Raw genomic sequence first — 17,494 nt, 5'->3', positions numbered from 1 at the left:
TAAGCGAGATGGGTGAGGCGGGTTCGAGGAGGCATTCGTGGTCACGGTCGATGTGAAGCTGCACCAGGACAGGGCCGAGCACGACCTGCCGCAACCGCGGCTCGTCATCGGCGGCAAGGACGTCACCGACGCCAGCGGCGGGGTGCACGAGCACCGGAACCCGGCGACCGGCCTGGTCCAGGCGCACATCCCGCTGGCCGGCGCCCTCGAGGTGGACCGGGCGGTGGCCGCCGCCCGCCAGGCTTTCGAGGTGTGGGGCACCATGCGCCCCGCCGAGCGCCGCCGCCTGCTCACCCGCTTCGCGCAACTGCTGCGCGACCACATCCACGACTTCGCCGCGATCTGCCCGCTGGAGAACGGCGTGTGCGTCGGCGGCTGGGCGGACAACGTCGGACCGCACGTCGCCGAGTGGACCGAGTACTACGCCGGCTGGGCCGACAAGATCGAGGGCATGGTCGGCGCGGCCTACAGCCCGCACGAGAACCTCGAGTACACCATCGCCGAGCCGTACGGCGTCATCGGTCACATCATCACCTGGAACTCGCCCGCGCTGTCCCTGGCGATGAAGGTCCCGCCGTCGCTCGCGGCCGGCAACACCGTGGTCATCAAACCGGCCGAGTCCACGCCGTTCTCCGCGCTGCTCTTCGCCGACCTGGCCCGTGAGGCGGGCATCCCCGAGGGCGTCGTCAACGTCGTCACCGGACTCGGCGACGCGGGCGCGGCCCTGGTGAGGCACCCCGGCGTCGACAAGATCTCCTTCACCGGCGGCCCCGCCACCGCGCGCCGCATCATGGCGGACGCGGCGCTCAGCCTGAAGCCGGTGGTGTTCGAGCTGGGCGGGAAGTCCGCCAACCTGCTCTTCGCCGACACCGACCTCGACACCGTCGTCCCGTACTGCGCGGCCTTCGCCATGAGCAACACCGGCCAGGGCTGCGCGCTGCCCACCCGGCTGCTCGTCGAGCGGTCGATCTACGACGAGGTCGTCGCGCGCGTCACCGGGGTCGTGGCCCACCTCCCCGTCGGCGACCCGCTCGACCCGGCGACGTACATCGGACCGCTGATCGACGCCGCCGCCCGCGACCGGGTGCGGGGTGTGGTCGACAAGGCGATCCAGGAGGGGGCGGGACGGCTCGTGTACGGCGGCGAACACATCGACGCCGACGGCTACTTCGTCACCCCGACCGTGTTCGCGGACGTCGACAACCGCAGCGACCTCGCCCAGCATGAGGTCTTCGGCCCGGTCCTGGCCCTCACCCCGTTCGACACGGAGGAGGAGGCCGTCGCCCTGGCCAACGACACCGAGTACGGCCTGTCCGCGTACATCCAGTCCCGTGACATCGCCCGGGTCAACCGCCTGGTGCCGCGCCTGAAGGCCGGCACGGTCTACGTCAACCCGGGCCCGAACCCGATCACCTCGCCGGCCACGCCGTTCGGCGGCGTCGGCCTCAGCGGGTTCGGCCGGGAGGGCGGCAGGGCCGGCCTGGACGAGTTCATCAACGTCAAGGGCGTCGGCATCGGCCGCGTCTGACCGCGCCCGGCCCTTCGCGGCAACTCGCACACCCTGTACGGCCGTCACGGCATGGCAGCCCTCACAGCCCTCGCAGCCTTCCGAGCTTTTTGGAGCAGACAGCATGCTGAGTTCTCCCGGGGGACAGGACCCCCGCGCCCGCCGGCTGACGTTCGGCGACGTCATCCGTGACCACCGGCGGTCCTTTCCCGAGGGTGTGGCCCTCGTCGACGGCGACGTCAGGACGACCTGGCCGGAGCTGGACGAGCGCACCAACCGGCTGGCCAACGCCCTGACAGACGCGGGCGTCGGCGCCGGCGACCGGATCCTGTGGCTGGGGCAGAACTCCTTCCGCGTCTGGGAGCTGCTCGGTGCCGCCGCGAAGGTCGGGGCCATGGTGTGTCCGGGCTACTGGCGCTGGGCCGCCCCCGAAATGGCCTTCGCCGTCCAGGACTTCGACCCCCGCGTGGTGGTCTGGCAGGACGAGGAGATCGGCGACACGGTCCGCAAGGCGCGCGCCGAACTGGGCGACGACCACCGGGCGTTGTGGCTGCGGCACGACACCGGGGGCGAGGAGTCCGAGGGCCCGGACACCTACGAGTCCTTCCTGGCCGCCGGCTCGCCCGAGGACCCGGCCGCCGACGTCGACCCCGACGCCGCGCTCCTGGTCATCTACACCGCGGCGATCTCCGGACGGCAGTCCGGTTCGATGCTCTCGCACCGCAACCTGCTCGCCATGGGCGCGAGCGCCGCCTGGATGGGCGACATCGGCCGGGAGACCGCCTTCCTCGGCGCCGGGCCGATGTTCCACATCGGCAACTACCAGTTCTGGGGCGTCCCGGCCTTCGTGCACGGCGGCAAGAACGTCGTCGTCCGCCGCGTGGTGGCCGAGGAACTGCTTCCCCTGCTGGCGGCGGAACAGTGCACCCACGCCTATCTGATGCCCCCGACCATCGCGCAGCTGGTCGCCCTCAACCGGGAGGCGGGCCACGACCTCTCCCATCTGCGGGCGAGTGTGGCCGCACCCCTGTGGCAGGGCACCGTGCCCACCGACCAGAGCCGCTTCACCCGCAACGGCGGTGGTGAGGGCCGCGGTTACGGACAGACCGAGGTCACCGGCTTCGCCGTGACGGGCGCCTACGGCGGCGCGGGCACCGGCAACGCGGGACGGCCGGGACCCTTCACCGCCGTACGCGTCCTGGACGGGACCGGTGCGGAGTGCGCGGCCGGTGTGGCCGGCGAGATCTGCGTCCGCGGCGACCTGGTGCACCTCGGCTACTGGAACCGGCCGGAGATCAACAAGGAGCGGTTCCGGTTCGGCTGGTGGCACACCACCGACCTCGGCCGGCGTGAGAGCGACGGCACGATCAGCTTCCTCGGGACGACGACCCGCATGCTGAAGTCGGCGGCCGAGAACATCTTCCCCGCCGAGGTGGAGAACTGCATCGAGTCCCACCCGGGCGTCCGGGAGGCCGCCGTGATCGGCGTGCCCAACGAACGCTGGGCACAGGACGTCAAGGCCGTCGTCGTCCTGGCGCCGGGAGCCGAACCGGTCACCGCCGCGGACGTCATCGAGCACTGCCGGGCGCGGATCGCCTCGTACAAGAAGCCCAAGACGGTGGAGTTCGTCGAGGCGCTGCCGCGTACCAAGGACTTCGCCAAGGACTACGAGGCGCTCGACGAACGGTTCGGCGGCGGCGGATATCCGGGCGGCGCCACACTGGGCGCCGGACGCTGAGGGGGTGCGGACGATGCAGGATCCCCGTCAGCCGGTCGTCGTGGGGGTGCACGCCACCGAACAGGCGCTGACACTCCCGGACCGCGACGCCATGGACCTCGCGCTCGAAGCGGTGCGCGGCGCGATCGAGGACGCCGGTCTTTCCCCGTCGGACGTCGACGGCGCCCAGGTGGACTGGCCCGGCCCGGGCGGGGTGCCCGGCGAGGGCAGCTCCTGGGCCCGGATGCTCGGCCGGGACCTGCGCTGGACCAGCGACTCGATGCTCGACAACGCGGGCTCGCGGGGACTGCTGAAGGCGGCGGCGGCCGTCCGGGCCGGATTCGCCGACACCGTCGTGGTCGGCGGCTGCAAGCTGGTCTCGCGCGGAGGAGGCCCGGTGGGTGCCGGGGTGCCGCTGGAGTTCGCGGACGTGTGGGGCAGCTATGTGGTCGCCCAGTTCGCGCTGGTGGCGGCACGGCACATGCACGAGTACGGGACCACCTCGCGCCAGCTCGCGGAGGTCGCGGCGACCATCCGCAACAACGGCACGACCAACCCGGAGGCGATGATGTACGGCCGGGGCCCGTACACCGCCGACGACGTGCTCGCCTCCCGCATGGTGGCCTCGCCGTTCCGTCTGCTGGACTGCTGCATCGTGGGGGAGGGCGGGGCGGCGCTCGTGGTGACCACCGCCGAACGGGCCCGCGACCTGCCGTCCACGCCCGTCGCCGTGCTCGGCGGCGCGATGGAGTACCACCAGGCCGCCTACGCCAACCCGGCACTGCACCGGGAGGTCGGCGGGCTCGGCCGGGAGGCGGCCCGCCGCGCCTACGCGATGGCCGGGATCGACCCGCAGGACGTCGACGTGTTCTCCCTCTACGACCCCAACTCCTTCGAGATCATCCGGCAGTTGGAGATCCTCGGACTGTGCGGCGAGGGCGAGGGCGGGCCGCTGGCCGCCAGTGGCGCCATCGCCGTGGACGGCAAGCATCCGGTCAACCCGGACGGCGGCTGTCTGGCCTACGCGTGGAACGGGACACAGCAGATGACACTGAAGGTCGTCGAAGCCGTACGGCAGCTGCGCGGCGGCGCCGTGCACCAGGTCGCGGGCGCCGGGCTCGCGGTGGTGGGCAACGCCGGATCGGGCGCGCAGCACTACGAGATGAGCGTGCTGGGGAGGATGCGATGAGTGCCAGGCCCGTCCCGCAGCCCACCGTCCTGTCCGAGCCGTTCTGGGCGGCCGCCCGGCGGGGTGACCTGGTCGTCCCGCAGTGCGCCTCCTGCGACCTGCGGTTCTTCGTACCCGAGCCCGCCTGCCCCGGGTGCATGTCCCGCGACTGGCGCTACGTGCCGAGCGCCGGGCGGGGCACCGTCTACTCGGTGACCGTGGTGCACCGGGCGCCCGGGCCCGGCTTCGACACCCCCTTCGCGCTCGCCGTGGTCGACCTGGACGACGGGGCCACCCTGCTGTCCCACGTCGACGCCGGTGACCCGGACGACGTCCTGATCGGTATGCGGGTACGGGTCGACTTCCGGGTCCTCACGGACACCATCACGCTGCCCTACTTCATGCCGGACAACTGACGCGCTGCGACGCCACGCTGAGACGAATTGGTGCTTCGTCACATTTTAAGCGTTGATTGCTCTAAGCGTATTTAGTTAGCGGTTTCTTGGGATAGCGTCTGCGCATCGCGCGGGCCCGTCGAGGCGGCCCGCCCTTCTGACCATCGCTGGGGACCCGAAGTGGCAGTGCATGCGCGTGCGTCGAAGAGGCAGGACCAAAGACAGGACCAGCGGGACCGGGCGGCCGGGCGGCAACTTTCGCTCCGCACGGTCCTGCTGGTGCTCGCCCTGGTGCCCATCGTGACCCTGGTGGCGTTGTGGGCCACGAGTTCGGCGCAGCTCTACACGGACTGGCGGCGGCAACAGGACCGCAACAACGTGTCGACCACGGCCGCCCGCCCGATCCTGGGAGCCTTCTTCAGCCTCCAGGAGGAACGCCGGCTCAGCGGCGCCGCGCTGGCCGACCCGGCCGCCTACCAGAAGCGGCTGCGCGAGCAACGCGCCCGCACCGACGTGGTCGTCAAGACCGTCGAGGAACTGCCCGCCAAGGGGTGGAGCGCTCCGGAGGACATCCGCGCCGCCGTCGTCGACCTGGGCCAGGACCTGCGGAAACTGGCCGACTACCGGACCGGTGTGGACGAGCGGACGGCCTCGCAGCAGCAGACGTTCGACCACTACACGGCTCTCGTCGCCCAGCACCTGAACGTCTTCAACACGCTGAGCAACGTGGGTCTGACCGGCATCGACCACCTCGCCAGGCCGGCCATCGACGAGGACTGGGGCCTGGAGATGATCTCGCGTGAGGACGCGCTCTTCACCCGCGCCTCCGTGACCGGCCGGCTCTCCGGCACCGACCGCGGTCAACTGGCCGGCTGGATCGGCTCCCAGCAGTTCGTCTACGACAGCAAGGTCGTCCCGCTGCTCCCGGACCACCAGGCGAAACTCTTCCGCGAGCTCATGACGAGCAGTGCGTGGCAGAAGAAGACCGACGTGGAGGAAGCCGTCCTGGCCGGCTCCGCGAGCGGGTCCGCCACCGACACCTTCCCCGCCACGCTCGGCAAGAGCTGGCGCGGCAGCGTCCAGCAGGTCACCGCGGGCCTTCAGGAGCGCAACACCGACTACGCGAAGATCCTGACGGCGGCCACCGACGACAAACTGCACGCGACGCAGACCCGCCTGATCGTCACCAGCGTGCTGAACGCGGTGGCCGTGGTCCTGGTGGCGCTGGTCACCGTGCTGTTCACCCGCCTGCTGCGCCGCCGCATCAAGGCGCTGCGCACGGCCGCCCTGGACCTGCAGACCCGGCTGCCGGACGTGGTCCGGCGCATGCGCAGGGGCGAGTCCGTCGACCCGGACGCCGAACTCCCGGTGATCCGCCACGGAGGCGACGAACTCGGCCAGTTGGGTCAGGCGCTCAACCTCGCGCGCCACACCGTCCTGGACACCACGGTGGCCCAGGTGGGCCAGTTCCACGGCTTCGAGAAGCTGCTCCAGCGCATCGCCCGGCGCACCCAGCTGCTCATCGGCCTGCAGATGAAGAAGCTCAGCGAACTGGAGCGCAAGCACGAGGACCCGGAGGTCCTGGAGGGCCTGTTCGACCTCGACCACCTGACCGCCCGGCTGCGCCGCTACGAGGAGAACCTGGTGATCCTCGGCGGTGGCCAGCCGCAGCGACGCTGGCGCAAGCCGGTGCTGCTGCTGGACGTGCTGCGCTCCGCCCAGAGCGAGGTGCAGGACTACCGGCGGATCCAGATCGAGGTGGAGAGCCGGGTGTGGCTGTCCGAGCGCGCGGTCGGACTGGTGATCCACGTACTGGCCGAACTCATGGAGAACGCCGTCGGCTTCTCCCGGCCGCCCACGCCGGTGGAGGTGTACGCGGCCCGGGTGGGGCGCGGGCTCGCGGTGGAGATCGAGGACCGCGGTGTGGGCATGGACGCCGAGCAGTACGAGGCGCTCAACCGGCTGATGGCCGAACCGCCCCGGATGGACGTCATGTCGCGGGCCGACGACGTCCGGCTCGGTCTGTACGTGGTCGCCCGGCTGGCGCAGGGCCTGGGCATCCACGTGGAACTGCGGCCCTCCGCGTTCGGCGGAACGCGCGTGGTCGTCCTCATCCCCGACGAACTCGTCGTCGCCGACGCCGTCGAACCGGCGCCCGCCGGACCGGCCGAGGCCGTCGCCTCCTGGCCACCGGCGTCGGAGCACGCCGTACCGTCCGGCCCCTCCGCGCACGCCGCGCCGTCCGGCCCCTCCGCGCACGCCGCGCCGTCCGGCCACTCCACGCCCTCCGCGCACGCCGTGGCGCCGTCCGCGCAGGCCGGGCCCTTCGCGAGGCGGGGGAACCCGCCGGGGCACGGAGTCGAGGTGGGCGCCCAGCACCCGGTCCCGGCCGCCGGACCGCCGGACGGCGCGCGGACCGGGCCGCCGCGGCCGTACGGAGTGCCGCGGCTGCCCGACGCGGTGCGCGCCGGCGCTCCGCCCGGAGACCTCGGGCCGGGGGTGGTACGGCCGTTGCCCAAGCGGGTGCGGCAGGCCAGCCTCGTCGACGAACTGCGGAGCCCGGACGCCGGCGTCCGGGCGCGCCCCGAGGGCGAGCCCCCCGGCCCACGTCCCGCTCCGGCCCGCTCCGGCGCCACGGTCGGCGCCTTCCAGCGCCAGTCCAGGATGGCGCGCCGTACGACTCCCACGGCAGACCACGGCCCCGCGGACGGCCTGCCGATCCGCCGACGGTTCACGACGGAAGACTGACCATGACACTGCGAACGACCGCCACTCATCAGGATCTCGACTGGCTGCTGGACGGCCTGGTCGAGCAGGTCCCCGGCACCCGGCACGCCATCGTGCTGTCCGACGACGGTCTGGTGGTGAGCCAGTCCGGCACCATCGCCCGCGGCGACGCCGAGCGGCTGGCCGCCGTGGCCACCGGCCAGCAGAGCCTGGCCCGAGGGGTCGGCACGCTGTTCGGCGGCGGTCCGGTGCACCAGGTGATCGTCGAACTGGCCGAGCTGTGGCTGTTCATCTCCGCCGCCGGCCGGGGCACGCACCTGGCCGTCGTGGCGTCCCAGGAGGTGGACGCCGAGCTGATGGCCGTGGCCATGCACACGCTCATGCAGCAGGTGGGCCAGCGGCTGGGCACCGAAGCACGCATGGTGACGCCCGCCGGCGAGGGCGGTGTGCGTGAGTGAGCCACTGGACGGACGGCATGGAACCGGGTGACGCGGAGGAACTGTCCGTACGGCCTTACACGATCACGCAGGGCCGGACCGCGCCGGCCCGTGACGACCTCACCCTGATCACGCTGGTCTCGACCGTCGAGCCCGAGCCCACCCGGGCGGGCTCCCGCGGCCTGCAACCCGAGCACCGGGCGATCCTGCGGCAGTGCCGGGCGCCCGCGGCTGTGGCCGAGATCGCCGCCGAACTGGACCTGCCGGTGTCGGTGACGAAGATCCTGATCGACGACCTGGTCGCCCTGGGCAGGGCGACCACCCGTCCGCCGCTCGCCGTAGCGGCAGGAAGCAACTGGGACATGAACCTACTTCGGGCGGTGAGGGATGGACTTCGCAGACTCTGACCTCGTCGAACGCACCCCGCGCGGCACGGCCCCCGCGGCGGTCAAGATCCTCGTGGCCGGCGGCTTCGGCGTCGGCAAGACCACCCTCGTCGGAGCGGTCAGCGAGGTGCCACCGCTGCGCACGGAGGAGTACCTGACCGTGGCGAGCGTCGGTGTCGACGACGTCGAGGGCGTCGAGCGGAAGACCACCACCACGGTGGCCATGGACTTCGGCCGCATCATGGTCAACCCCCAACTGGTGGTCTACCTCTTCGGCACGCCCGGTCAGGAACGCTTCTGGTTCATGTGGAACGACCTGGTGCAGGGCGCCCTCGGCGCGGTCGTCCTCGCCGACACCCGGCGCCTGGAGACGAGCTTCGCGTCCATCGACTTCTTCGAGAGCCGCAGGATTCCGTTCGTGGTCGGAGTCAACTGCTTCCACGGCCGCCGGGACCGCGACGAGCGGGAGGTCCGCGAGGCGCTCGACCTCGACCCCGAAGTCCCGCTGCTGATGGGGGACATGCGGGAGCGGTCGGTCGGCCGCGAACTGCTGCTGTCGCTGGCCGAACATCTCATCATGACGAACTCGATGACCTAGTTCAAAGAGTTATCTAGTTGTAGAGTGGGATCCACCCGGCGGGCGGGCTGTGTTTCACGCCCGCGGGCCGGACGGAGGTGGGCCCCGCGATGAGTGCGATGGGCAGACAGGGCGGTGGCGGGCTCAACGGCGTCCAGGTACGGGTGCCCAAGATGGCCGAGCTGGTCGCGGCACGGCTGCGCCGCATGATCGTGCGCGGCGAACTCGCCGAGGGCGACGCGCTGCCCTCCGAGACGGCCCTCATGGAGGAGTTCGCCGTGTCGCGGCCGACGCTGCGCGAGGCGTTCCGGGTCCTGGAGTCGGAGTCGCTGATCAGCGTGCGCCGAGGGGCCCGGGGCGGAGCACGGGTCCAGGTCCCGGAGGGCACGGTGGCCGCCCGCTACGCCGGGGTGGTCCTGGAGTACCGGGGCACGACCCTCAAGGACGTCTACGACGCCCGTACGGTGATCGAGGCGCCCTGCGCCGGACTGCTGGCCGAGCGGCGCACCGAGGAGGACCTGGAGCGGCTGCGCGCGGCCGTCGCCGAGGCGGAGCGGCTGATGGACGATCCGTCGGCCTTCATCCGGGCCCACATGGAGTTCCACGCCCTTGTCGTCGAACTGGCGGCCAACCAGACGCTGAACGTCCTCAACGGCATGGTCCGGCACATCATAGACCAGGCGAACTGGTCCCACGTCGACCTCGACGCCGGCAGCCCCGAGAACCTCCGGGCCAACCGCAGGGGCTTCCGCGCCCATGTCGCGCTCGTCGAGCTGGTGGCCGCCCGCCGGGCCGAGGACGCCGAGGAGCTGTGGCGCGTCCACCTCCAGGAGGCTGAGGACTACCTGCTGCAGAACAGGTCCATGACCACCGTCCTGGACCTGCTCGGCTGACCCCTCGGTGCCTGATCGCCCGTCAGTTGTCGCGCAGATCCCGGACGATGGGCTCCCACACCTCGGCGTCGATCTCGTAGGCGGTGTAGAAGGACACGCGGTCGACCAGCGCCCCGTACCGGCGGCGGATCTCGGCGGCCACCCGGTCCGGCTCGGCCACGACGGCGAAGGCGTGCAGGACCTCGTCGTCGACGAGATGCCCCATCGCCTCCCACTTGTCCTCGCGCGCGGACTTCGACAACGCGTTGAGCTCGTCGCCGAGTTCGCCCCAGCCGTGCAGTTCCAGCACACCGCGGTAGGCCGGGGTGCTGCCGTAGAAGGCGATCTGGCGGCGGGTGCCGTCGATCGCGCGGGCCAGCTCCTCCTCGGTGCGGCCGGTCGCGGTCAGGAGCAGGTGGGAGACGGAGAAGTCGGCGCGGGTGCGGCCCGAGGCCGTCAGGCCCGCCTCGAGGGTCGGCAGGGTCACCTCGCGCAGGTAGCGCTCGGTGGTGAAGCCGTGTGCCAGCAGCCCGTCCCCCACCTCGCCCGCCACCCGGGTCATCGCCTCCCCGACGGCGGCCACGAACACCTTCGGCGCTCCGCCGGGCGCGGGCGGAGGCGAGAAGAAGGGGGACATCAGGGTGTGCGTGTAGAAGTCACCCCGGAAGTCGAGCCCGGCGCCCTCGTTCCAGGCGTCCCAGATGGCGTGCAGCGCGCTGACGTACTCCCGCATGCGGGCCGCGGGCCGGCTCCACGGCATGGCGAAGCGGCGCTCGATGTGCGGTTTGATCTGGCTGCCGAGGCCGAGCGAGAAGCGTCCGCCGGAGTAGCTCTGCAGATCGTGCGCGGTGTACGCGAGCTGCATCGGGGAGCGGGCGAAGGCCACCGCGATGGCCGTGCCCACCTCGAGCCGGTCGGTGTGCTCGGCGGCGAGCAGCAGCGGCAGGAAGGGGTCGTGCTTGGACTCCGAGGCCCACAGGCCGTCGTAGCCGGCCTTCTCGTGGTGCCGGGCCTCCTCGACCACCTCGGCCGTGCCCCAGACGTTCAGTTTGCCGTCGACCTTCATGCCACTCCCTCGACCGTGTCCGTGTCCAGTCCGATGCGCCGTGCGAGCAGTTCCCGGTGGTACGCGGGATCGCCGAACAGCAGCTGGGACGTCTTGGCCCGCTTCAGATACAGGTGGGCCGGGTGTTCCCAGGTGAAGCCGATGCCGCCGTGCACCTGGATGTTCTCCGTCGTCGCCTGGAGGCAGGCGTCGGAGCAGAACGCCTTGGCGAGGCTCGCCGCGGCGGGCAGCTCCGGGTCCTCGTGCTCGGCCGCGAGCAGCGCGGAGTGGGCGGCGGCGCGCGCCGACTCCACCTCGAGCAGGACGTCGGCCAGCAGGTGCTTGACGGCCTGGAAGGAGCCGATGGGCCGGCCGAACTGCTGCCGCACCTTGGCGTACTCCACCGCCGTGTCCAGGGCGCGCGAGGCCACTCCGACCTGTTCGGCGGCCAGTGCCACCGCGGCCCGGTCCAGCACCTGCGACACCAGGTCCCAGCCGTCGCCGTCGTCGTGCGTGCGCAGCCGGGTCGCCCGTACGCCGGTGTACTCCAGCCGCGCCTGGCGACGCGTCGGGTCCAGGGTGGGCAGCGGCGTACGGGCGAGCCCCGCCGCGTCGCCCTCGACCAGGAACACGCCGATGCCCTCGTCGGCGGTACGGGCCACGGTGAGGACGACGTCGGCGGCGGCTCCGTCGAGGACGAACGTCTTGTGGCCGTCCAGCAGCCAGCTCCCGTCCGACGGGCGGGCGGTGAGCGCGACACCCGCCGCGTCCCAGCGGGCGGAGTCCTCGGTCAGGGCCAGGGTCGCGACCAGTTCGCCGGCGGCCAGTTGTGGCAGCAGCCGCTTGCGGGCGTCCTCGTCGGCGCAGCGCAACAGCGTGGTGGTCGCGAGGACGGCCGAGGAGAGGAACGGGGCGCACAGCAGCGCCCGGCCCATCTCCTCCATGACCACGCCCACCTCGACCGGACCGCAGCCGGCGCCGCCGTACTCCTCGGGGACGGCCAGGCCCTGCAGGCCCAGCTCCGTGCCCATCCGGCGCCACAGTCTCCGGTCGAAGCCCTCCGGGGTCTCCATCAACCGGCGTACCTCGGTCTCGGGCGAGGTGTCGGCGAGGAACGCCCGGACGGTACGCCGCAGTTCCTCCTGCTCGTCGCTGAACGCGAAGTCCATGCCTCGGTCCTCCTCTTCCTCTCGCGGCTCAGCGACGACCGCGGGCGGCGATGATCTTCTCGACGGCGGCGATGTGGTCCGGGGTGCGCATGCTGTCCCGCTCGGCGAGCAGGGCCGGTTCCAGCACGGTGGCGAGGGCCTGCTCCAGGTGCAGGTTCACCGCCCGCTTGGTCTCGCGCAGGGCCTGCGCCGGGAGGGCGGCCAGCCGTCCGGCGAGGTCCATGGCCTCGTCGAGGAGCTTGTCCTTGGGGACGGCGCGGTTGGCGACGCCGAGCCGGACCGCGTCCTCGGCGCTCACCCGGTCGCCGAGGAACAGCAGTTCCTTCGCGCGGGTCAGGCCGACGAGCAGGGGCAGGACGAGGGCCCCGCCGTCGCCCGCGACCAGGCCCACCTGGACGTGCGGGTCGGCGAGATAGGTGTCGTCGGCGATCAGCACCAGGTCGCTCAGCAGGGCCAGGCTGCAGCCGAGTCCCACGGCCGGCCCGTTGACCGCCGCGATGACCGGCAGCGGGCAGCGGACCATGCCGGTGATGATCCGGCGGGCCTCGTCGACGTTCCGCTGCCGGAAGACGCTGTCGCGCTGGACCCGGGTCATGATGTCGAAGTTGCCGCCGGCGCTGAACGCCCGGCCGCGTCCGGTGAGCACCACGGCCCGTGCCTGCGGGTCGGCGGCGAGCTCGTCCCAGACCGAGGCGAGGGCGGAATGCAGCTCCTCGCTCATCGAGTTGAGCTGCTCCGGCCGGTTCAGTTCGACCAGCCTGACCGGCCCGACCGCCGTCACCACGAGATCCGTTTCCACCAGGTCCGCCATCTCCACCGCCGTCGATCATGAATGGGTCAGTAGAGTTGAATGCTATAACTAATTAAGCTTTCTGAGAACCGGACAGCCGAGTGACGGAGGACGCGCCATGTCGAGTCGGACCTACGAGACCGTGCGTGCGGAGGTCGAGGACCGGATCCTCACCGTCACCCTCGACCGGCCCGAGAAGCTGAACGCCTTCAGCCCGCGGATGATGCAGGACCTGCTCGACGTCCTGGACGAGGCCGACGCCGACGACGAGGTACGGGTGATCGTGGTGACCGGGGCGGGCCGGGGCTTCTGCGCCGGCGCCGACGTCAGCGCCGGCCGGTCCACCTTCGACCACCGTACGGCGGGCGCCTGGCACCGGGACACCGGCGGCCGGGTCGCGCTGCGGATCTTCGCCAGTGCCAAGCCGGTGATCGGCGCGGTCAACGGGCCCGCCGCCGGAGTCGGGGCCAGCATGACCCTGCCCATGGACATCCGGCTCGCGTCGACCTCGGCGAAGTTCGGGTTCGTCTTCGCCCGCCGCGGCATCGTCCCCGAGTCCGCCGCGAGCTGGTTCCTGCCGCGGGCCGTGGGCATGCAGCGTGCCATGGAGTGGGTGGCCACCGGCAGGGTCTTCGGCCCCGACGAGGCCCTCGCGGCCGGCCTGGTGCGATCCGTCCACGCGCCCGACGAACTCCTCCCGGCCGCCTACGAACTGGCCCGTGAGATCGCCGCGAACACCTCCGCCGTCTCGGTCGCCCTGTCCCGCCAGATGATGTGGCGGATGCTCGGGGAGCCGCATCCCATGGCGGCGCACCCCCTCGACTCGCGGATCATGAGCCAGATCGGCGGCGGCCCGGACCCCACCGAGGGCGTCGAGTCGTTCCTCGCCAAGCGCCCGCCGGAGTTTCCGGGCCGGGTCAGCAAGGACATGCCGGCCGTCTATCCCTGGTGGCAGGAAGAGGAGTTCCGCCCCCTCGGGGAGTAGTCCCCTCGGGAGCAGGCCCCACGGGGAGCAGGCCACAGGCGAGCAGGTCCCCACGGGGGAGCAGGGCCCCTCGTGGTGCGTGACACCAACGGAGCAGGGGGATCGGATGACGACGTACGACTACATCGTGGTGGGAGCCGGATCGGCGGGGTGCGTGCTGGCCAACCGCCTCTCCGCGGACGCCGGGACGAGCGTGCTGCTGATCGAGGCGGGCGGCCGGGACGCCACCCCGCTGATCAGCATGCCCAAGGGCTTCGGCAAGCTGCTGGGCGACCCGCGGTTCGCCTGGCACTACCCGGTGGAGCCGGTGGGCCCGGCCGGCCGGGTCGAACACTGGGTCCGGGGCCGCACCCTCGGCGGCTCGAGCTCGGTGAACGGCATGGTCTACAACCGCGGCGACCGCGCCGACTACGACGAGCTGGAACGGCTCGGCAACCCCGGCTGGGGCTGGGACACGATGCTGCCCATCTTCCGGAGCATCGAGGACAACGCGCTCGGCGCCTCCGAAGTCCGGGGCGTGGGCGGGCCGTTGCACGTGTCGACCGCACCGGGACCCGAGCCGCTGTGCGAGGAGGCGATCGCCGCGGGGACGGCACTCGGCTGGCACCGCAGCGACGACCTCAACGCGAGCGACGACGAACGCATCGGCTACGCCATGGCCACCATCAGGAACGGGCGGCGGTTCAGCGCGGCCCGGGCCTTCCTGCACCCCGTCGCGCACCGCCCGAACCTCACCGTGACGGTGGACACGCACGTGACCAGCGTCCTGGTGGAGGGCGGCCGGGCGGTGGGCGTACGCACCAGGACCCAGGGCGGGGAGAGCGACGTCCGCGCCCGGCGCGAGGTGATCCTCTCCGCCGGCAGCATCGCCACGCCCAAGATCCTCCAGCTGTCGGGCATCGGCCCGGCCGGGACGCTGAAGTCGGCGGGCGTGGACGTGCTGGTCGACAGCCCGCACGTCGGCGGCCGGATGCGCGAACACCGCTGCTTCGTCGTCCAGTATCGGCTCAAGGACAACCTCGGCTACAACAAGGCGCTCAGCACCCCGCTGCGCCAGGGCCTGTCGGGCCTGAGGTACCTGGCGACCCGCCGTGGACCGCTGGCCGCGCCCGCCTTCGACGTGATCGCCTTCTTCAAGTCGCGGCCCGAACTCACCCGCCCGGACGCACAGCTGCTGATCGCCCCGGTGTCCCTGACGCCGGACGTCCCCGGCAAGGAGACCGGCGTGGAGCGCGAGCCCGGGGTGATGGGCCTCGGCTACATCCTGCGCCCCGACGCCGAGGGAAGCCTGCACATCACCTCCGCCGACCCCGACGCGCCCCTGACCATCACACCGAACTACTACGGCTCCGACCACGACCGCGCGGTGGGCACCGCGCTCTTCCGCCGGATGCGGGAACTGTTCGCGGCCGAGCCGATCGCCGGCCGGATCACCGCCGAGACACTGCCCGGCCCCGGCGTACGGGAGGACCAGGAGATCATCGACGCGGGTCTCGACCACGGCCGGTGCGGTTACCACGCCGTCGGCACCTGTGCCATGGGTCCGGACGAGGACGACGTCGTCGATTCCGAACTGCGCGTACGCGGTCTCGACGGCCTGCGGGTCGTGGACTGTTCGATCATGCCCACCATGGTCTCCGGCAACATGAACGCGCCGGTCATGGCCATGGCATGGCGGGCGGCGGATCTCATCCTCGGGGCTGCCTGATTTCGTGAGATGTGGCCGAAACATTGTCGTAGTTTGTTTGAACTGTTAGCGTCCGGATGGCGGGCATTCAGTTGAATGCGCTGGACCATTTACCGCCTGGACGGTAACCATGCACGATGGTTTCCTGCACGAATCCCTTCGCGGTGTCGACTGGGGAGTCGCCACCGCGGACTGCCTCGCGGCCCCGCCGCCGCCCCCGTCGGAACGCGTCGGGCACTTCCGGCAGTGGACCGAGGACATGCGGCAGCTGTTCGGCGTCACCCCCGACACGCACCGGATGGCCGCCGGCTGGCCGCGGCTCCAGCCCGACGGCCCCGGCACCTGGGACCGCGAGGCGCTGGACCGCTTCGACCGCGCCCTCGACGCCCTGCTCGCGGGCGGTGCGCGGCCCGCCGTGACCCTGCTCGACCGGACCCTCCCGCCGTGGCTCGACGCCGCCGGGGGCTGGCTGGACCGCGACACCGCCGAGCACTTCGCCGGGTACGCCGCCGAGCTGGGCCGCCGCTTCGGCGACCGGGTGGAGCGCTGGATCACCTCCACCGACCTGGCCGGCCCCACGCTCGCCGACCATGTGGCCGGAATGTATCCGCCCAGCCGGGGCATCGGCCGGGCCGGGCTGGCCTCGGTGCACCACATCCTGCTGGCCAACGGGCTCGCCGTGCGGGCCCTGGCCGCGGAAGGTGTGCGCGGCCGGATCGGGACCACCGTGACACTCGTCGGGGGCTACCCGGCCACCGACGACCCCTTCGACCGCCTCGCCCTGGAACGCCTGGAGAGCTGGACCAACCGGCTCTTCCTCGACCCGCTGCTGCTCGGCGAGCACATGGTCACCGAGGACGACGTCTCACCGGTCGAGGCCACCGGCTGCGTACGCCCCGGAGACCTGGAGACCATCGCCACCCGGCAGGGCCTGCTGGGCCTGTCCTGGCACACCCCGTTCCGCGTCACCGCACCGGAGAACCTGCCCCGGGTGCTGCCGACCACGAGGTGTCCCAGCGCCCTGAACGAGGTGAACCGGCTGCTGGTGGGCCTCGGCTTCGCCATCGTCCCGTTCGCCGACGTGGAGACCACGGCGTACGGCTGGCCGATCATTCCCGAGGGGCTCGCCGACGCCGTCGCCGGGCTGCACGACCTGTACGGCGACCTGCTGCCGCCGCTGTCCGTCATCGACAACGGCATGGCCGACCTGGACCTCGTCGACGCGAACGGACACAGCGACGACGCCCGGCGGCAAGCCCTGCTGCGCGCGCGGCTGTCCTGGCTCGCGGGGCTCGTCGCGGCCGGGGTCGAGGTGTGCGGCTACGAGTACTGGTCGGTGCTGGACAACCTGGAGGCGAAGTTCCGCTACACCCGCCTGTACGCGATGGCGGTCCCGGACCACGAGGCCCCGCCGCGTCCCGCGATCCCCTCGGACTGGGTGCACGGGGGAGCGTTCGCGGACGCGGTCGTGACCGGCCCCACGGGCAGACTGACCCTGGTGCCGGCCGCCGCCCGGGCTTCTCAGAGCGTCTCGGCCACGTAGTCCCGGCCCCGGATCAGCCGGACCGGCGTGTAGACGAGCACGGTCTCGTCCCGCTGGTTGCGCACCGTGATCCGGCTGGTCACCACACCCCGGCCGGGCTTGCTGGACGGGCGGCAGGCGGTGGTCTCCACGACGGCGTACAGCGTGTCGCCGACGTACACCGGGCCCTGCACGGTCAGCTCCATGTGCAGGAAGGCGAGACCGGTGCCGTGCAGCACGTTCGTCTGGAGGACGAGCCCCTCCGCGAGGCAGTACGTCAGCGCGCCCGGCACGAGCCGACCGGTGTAGCCACCGTCCGCGGCGTGCGAGGCGTCCCAGAAGAGCGGTTCGTTGAAGCCGCCCCAGGTGATGAAGTTGACCAGATCGGTCTCGGTGACGGTGCGGCGGGCGGTCCGGAAGACCTGCCCCACCGGCATGTCCTCGTAGGTCAGCCCCCGCACCAGCGGGGGGATCTCGGTGATGGTGTGCTCGGTCGTCATCGCGGGTTTC

Annotated in this window: 16 protein-coding genes; 12 read left to right on the top strand and 4 right to left on the bottom strand. The window is 71.9% G+C overall.

Going from position 1 to position 17,494, the window contains the following annotated elements:
• Positions 1-37 precede the first annotated feature (37 nt).
• The 9 genes from OG985_RS10410 (at position 38) to OG985_RS10370 (ending at position 9,807) form a co-directional block, all read left to right on the top strand.
• Entirely contained in the window at positions 38-1,528 is a 1,491-nt protein-coding gene (locus tag OG985_RS10410; protein ID WP_371667985.1) for an aldehyde dehydrogenase, read from the top strand.
• Positions 1,529-1,631: 103 nt separating this feature from the next.
• Entirely contained in the window at positions 1,632-3,245 is a 1,614-nt protein-coding gene (locus OG985_RS10405; protein ID WP_371667984.1) for an AMP-binding protein, read from the top strand.
• A gap of 13 nt (positions 3,246-3,258) precedes the next feature.
• Positions 3,259-4,413 (top strand): thiolase family protein, encoded by a 1,155-nt coding sequence (locus tag OG985_RS10400; RefSeq protein ID WP_371667983.1) that lies wholly within the window; start codon positions 3,259-3,261, stop codon positions 4,411-4,413.
• The gene (locus OG985_RS10395) at positions 4,410-4,808 is read left to right on the top strand and encodes a Zn-ribbon domain-containing OB-fold protein (protein WP_371667982.1); all 399 of its coding nucleotides are present in this window, start codon (positions 4,410-4,412) and stop codon (positions 4,806-4,808) included. The genes OG985_RS10400 and OG985_RS10395 overlap by 4 nt, the downstream gene beginning before the upstream one ends.
• 258 nt (positions 4,809-5,066) lie before the next feature.
• Positions 5,067-7,535: a nitrate- and nitrite sensing domain-containing protein gene (locus OG985_RS10390; protein ID WP_371667981.1), complete on the top strand. Its 2,469-nt coding sequence runs from the start codon at positions 5,067-5,069 to the stop codon at positions 7,533-7,535.
• Positions 7,536-7,537: 2 nt separating this feature from the next.
• Entirely contained in the window at positions 7,538-7,972 is a 435-nt protein-coding gene (locus OG985_RS10385; RefSeq protein WP_371667980.1) for a roadblock/LC7 domain-containing protein, read from the top strand.
• 17 nt (positions 7,973-7,989) lie between these two features.
• Positions 7,990-8,358 carry a DUF742 domain-containing protein gene (locus OG985_RS10380; RefSeq protein ID WP_371674327.1) on the top strand — a complete coding sequence of 123 codons (369 nt, stop codon included), beginning with the start codon at positions 7,990-7,992 and terminating at the stop codon, positions 8,356-8,358.
• Positions 8,339-8,935, top strand: a complete 597-nt coding sequence (locus OG985_RS10375) for an ATP/GTP-binding protein (RefSeq protein ID WP_371667979.1) — start codon at positions 8,339-8,341, stop codon at positions 8,933-8,935. Before OG985_RS10380 ends, OG985_RS10375 begins: the two co-directional genes overlap by 20 nt.
• Positions 8,936-9,024: 89 nt before the next feature.
• The gene (locus OG985_RS10370; RefSeq protein WP_371667978.1) at positions 9,025-9,807 is read left to right on the top strand and encodes a FadR/GntR family transcriptional regulator; all 783 of its coding nucleotides are present in this window, start codon (positions 9,025-9,027) and stop codon (positions 9,805-9,807) included.
• 22 nt (positions 9,808-9,829) lie between these two features.
• On the opposite strand, the gene OG985_RS10365 is transcribed toward OG985_RS10370, so the two are convergent.
• Genes OG985_RS10365 through OG985_RS10355 form a run of 3 tightly spaced genes read right to left on the bottom strand, consistent with a single transcriptional unit; the run spans position 9,830 to position 12,811 of the window.
• Complete coding sequence (locus OG985_RS10365; RefSeq protein ID WP_371667977.1) at positions 9,830-10,852, bottom strand: TIGR03617 family F420-dependent LLM class oxidoreductase; 1,023 nt, start codon at positions 10,850-10,852, stop codon at positions 9,830-9,832.
• Positions 10,849-12,000: an acyl-CoA dehydrogenase family protein gene (locus tag OG985_RS10360; protein ID WP_371667976.1), complete on the bottom strand. Its 1,152-nt coding sequence runs from the start codon at positions 11,998-12,000 to the stop codon at positions 10,849-10,851. Before OG985_RS10360 ends, OG985_RS10365 begins: the two co-directional genes overlap by 4 nt.
• Positions 12,001-12,028: 28 nt before the next feature.
• A complete protein-coding gene (locus OG985_RS10355; RefSeq protein WP_371674326.1) occupies positions 12,029-12,811 on the bottom strand; it encodes an enoyl-CoA hydratase/isomerase family protein in 783 nt (260 codons plus the stop codon).
• A 97-nt stretch (positions 12,812-12,908) separates the two neighbouring features.
• Between OG985_RS10355 and OG985_RS10350 the strand changes: the two genes are divergently transcribed.
• The 3 genes from OG985_RS10350 (at position 12,909) to OG985_RS10340 (ending at position 17,005) form a co-directional block, all read left to right on the top strand.
• The gene (locus tag OG985_RS10350; protein WP_371667975.1) at positions 12,909-13,775 is read left to right on the top strand and encodes a crotonase/enoyl-CoA hydratase family protein; all 867 of its coding nucleotides are present in this window, start codon (positions 12,909-12,911) and stop codon (positions 13,773-13,775) included.
• 106 nt (positions 13,776-13,881) lie between these two features.
• Entirely contained in the window at positions 13,882-15,483 is a 1,602-nt protein-coding gene (locus OG985_RS10345; protein ID WP_371667974.1) for a GMC family oxidoreductase, read from the top strand.
• 109 nt (positions 15,484-15,592) lie between these two features.
• Entirely contained in the window at positions 15,593-17,005 is a 1,413-nt protein-coding gene (locus OG985_RS10340; RefSeq protein WP_371667973.1) for a glycoside hydrolase family 1 protein, read from the top strand.
• Here the strand turns inward: OG985_RS10340 and OG985_RS10335 are convergent.
• On the bottom strand, positions 16,984-17,484 hold the full coding sequence (locus OG985_RS10335) for a MaoC family dehydratase (RefSeq protein ID WP_371667972.1): 501 nt from the start codon (positions 17,482-17,484) through the stop codon (positions 16,984-16,986). The two genes, OG985_RS10340 and OG985_RS10335, sit on opposite strands and share 22 nt — an antisense overlap.
• Between the last annotated feature and the right edge of the window lie 10 nt (positions 17,485-17,494).

Source organism: Streptomyces sp. NBC_00289 (assembly GCF_041435115.1).
In the GTDB taxonomy this organism is placed as follows: Bacteria; Actinomycetota; Actinomycetes; order Streptomycetales; family Streptomycetaceae; genus Streptomyces.
The sequence above is the reverse complement of the archived record's forward strand: the minus strand, read 5'-3'. Positions and strand labels throughout refer to the sequence as shown.

Coding starts and splice junctions, on each gene's coding strand:
- OG985_RS10380 (WP_371674327.1), top strand. CDS start 7,990: ATGGAACCGGGTGACGCGGAGGAACTGTCCGTACGGCCTTACACGATC.
- OG985_RS10335 (WP_371667972.1), bottom strand. CDS start 17,484: ATGACGACCGAGCACACCATCACCGAGATCCCCCCGCTGGTGCGGGGG.
- OG985_RS10355 (WP_371674326.1), bottom strand. CDS start 12,811: ATGGCGGACCTGGTGGAAACGGATCTCGTGGTGACGGCGGTCGGGCCG.
- OG985_RS10340 (WP_371667973.1), top strand. CDS start 15,593: ATGCACGATGGTTTCCTGCACGAATCCCTTCGCGGTGTCGACTGGGGA.
- OG985_RS10360 (WP_371667976.1), bottom strand. CDS start 12,000: ATGGACTTCGCGTTCAGCGACGAGCAGGAGGAACTGCGGCGTACCGTC.
- OG985_RS10365 (WP_371667977.1), bottom strand. CDS start 10,852: ATGAAGGTCGACGGCAAACTGAACGTCTGGGGCACGGCCGAGGTGGTC.
- OG985_RS10395 (WP_371667982.1), top strand. CDS start 4,410: ATGAGTGCCAGGCCCGTCCCGCAGCCCACCGTCCTGTCCGAGCCGTTC.
- OG985_RS10385 (WP_371667980.1), top strand. CDS start 7,538: ATGACACTGCGAACGACCGCCACTCATCAGGATCTCGACTGGCTGCTG.
- OG985_RS10405 (WP_371667984.1), top strand. CDS start 1,632: ATGCTGAGTTCTCCCGGGGGACAGGACCCCCGCGCCCGCCGGCTGACG.
- OG985_RS10345 (WP_371667974.1), top strand. CDS start 13,882: ATGACGACGTACGACTACATCGTGGTGGGAGCCGGATCGGCGGGGTGC.
- OG985_RS10400 (WP_371667983.1), top strand. CDS start 3,259: ATGCAGGATCCCCGTCAGCCGGTCGTCGTGGGGGTGCACGCCACCGAA.
- OG985_RS10370 (WP_371667978.1), top strand. CDS start 9,025: ATGAGTGCGATGGGCAGACAGGGCGGTGGCGGGCTCAACGGCGTCCAG.
- OG985_RS10350 (WP_371667975.1), top strand. CDS start 12,909: ATGTCGAGTCGGACCTACGAGACCGTGCGTGCGGAGGTCGAGGACCGG.
- OG985_RS10375 (WP_371667979.1), top strand. CDS start 8,339: ATGGACTTCGCAGACTCTGACCTCGTCGAACGCACCCCGCGCGGCACG.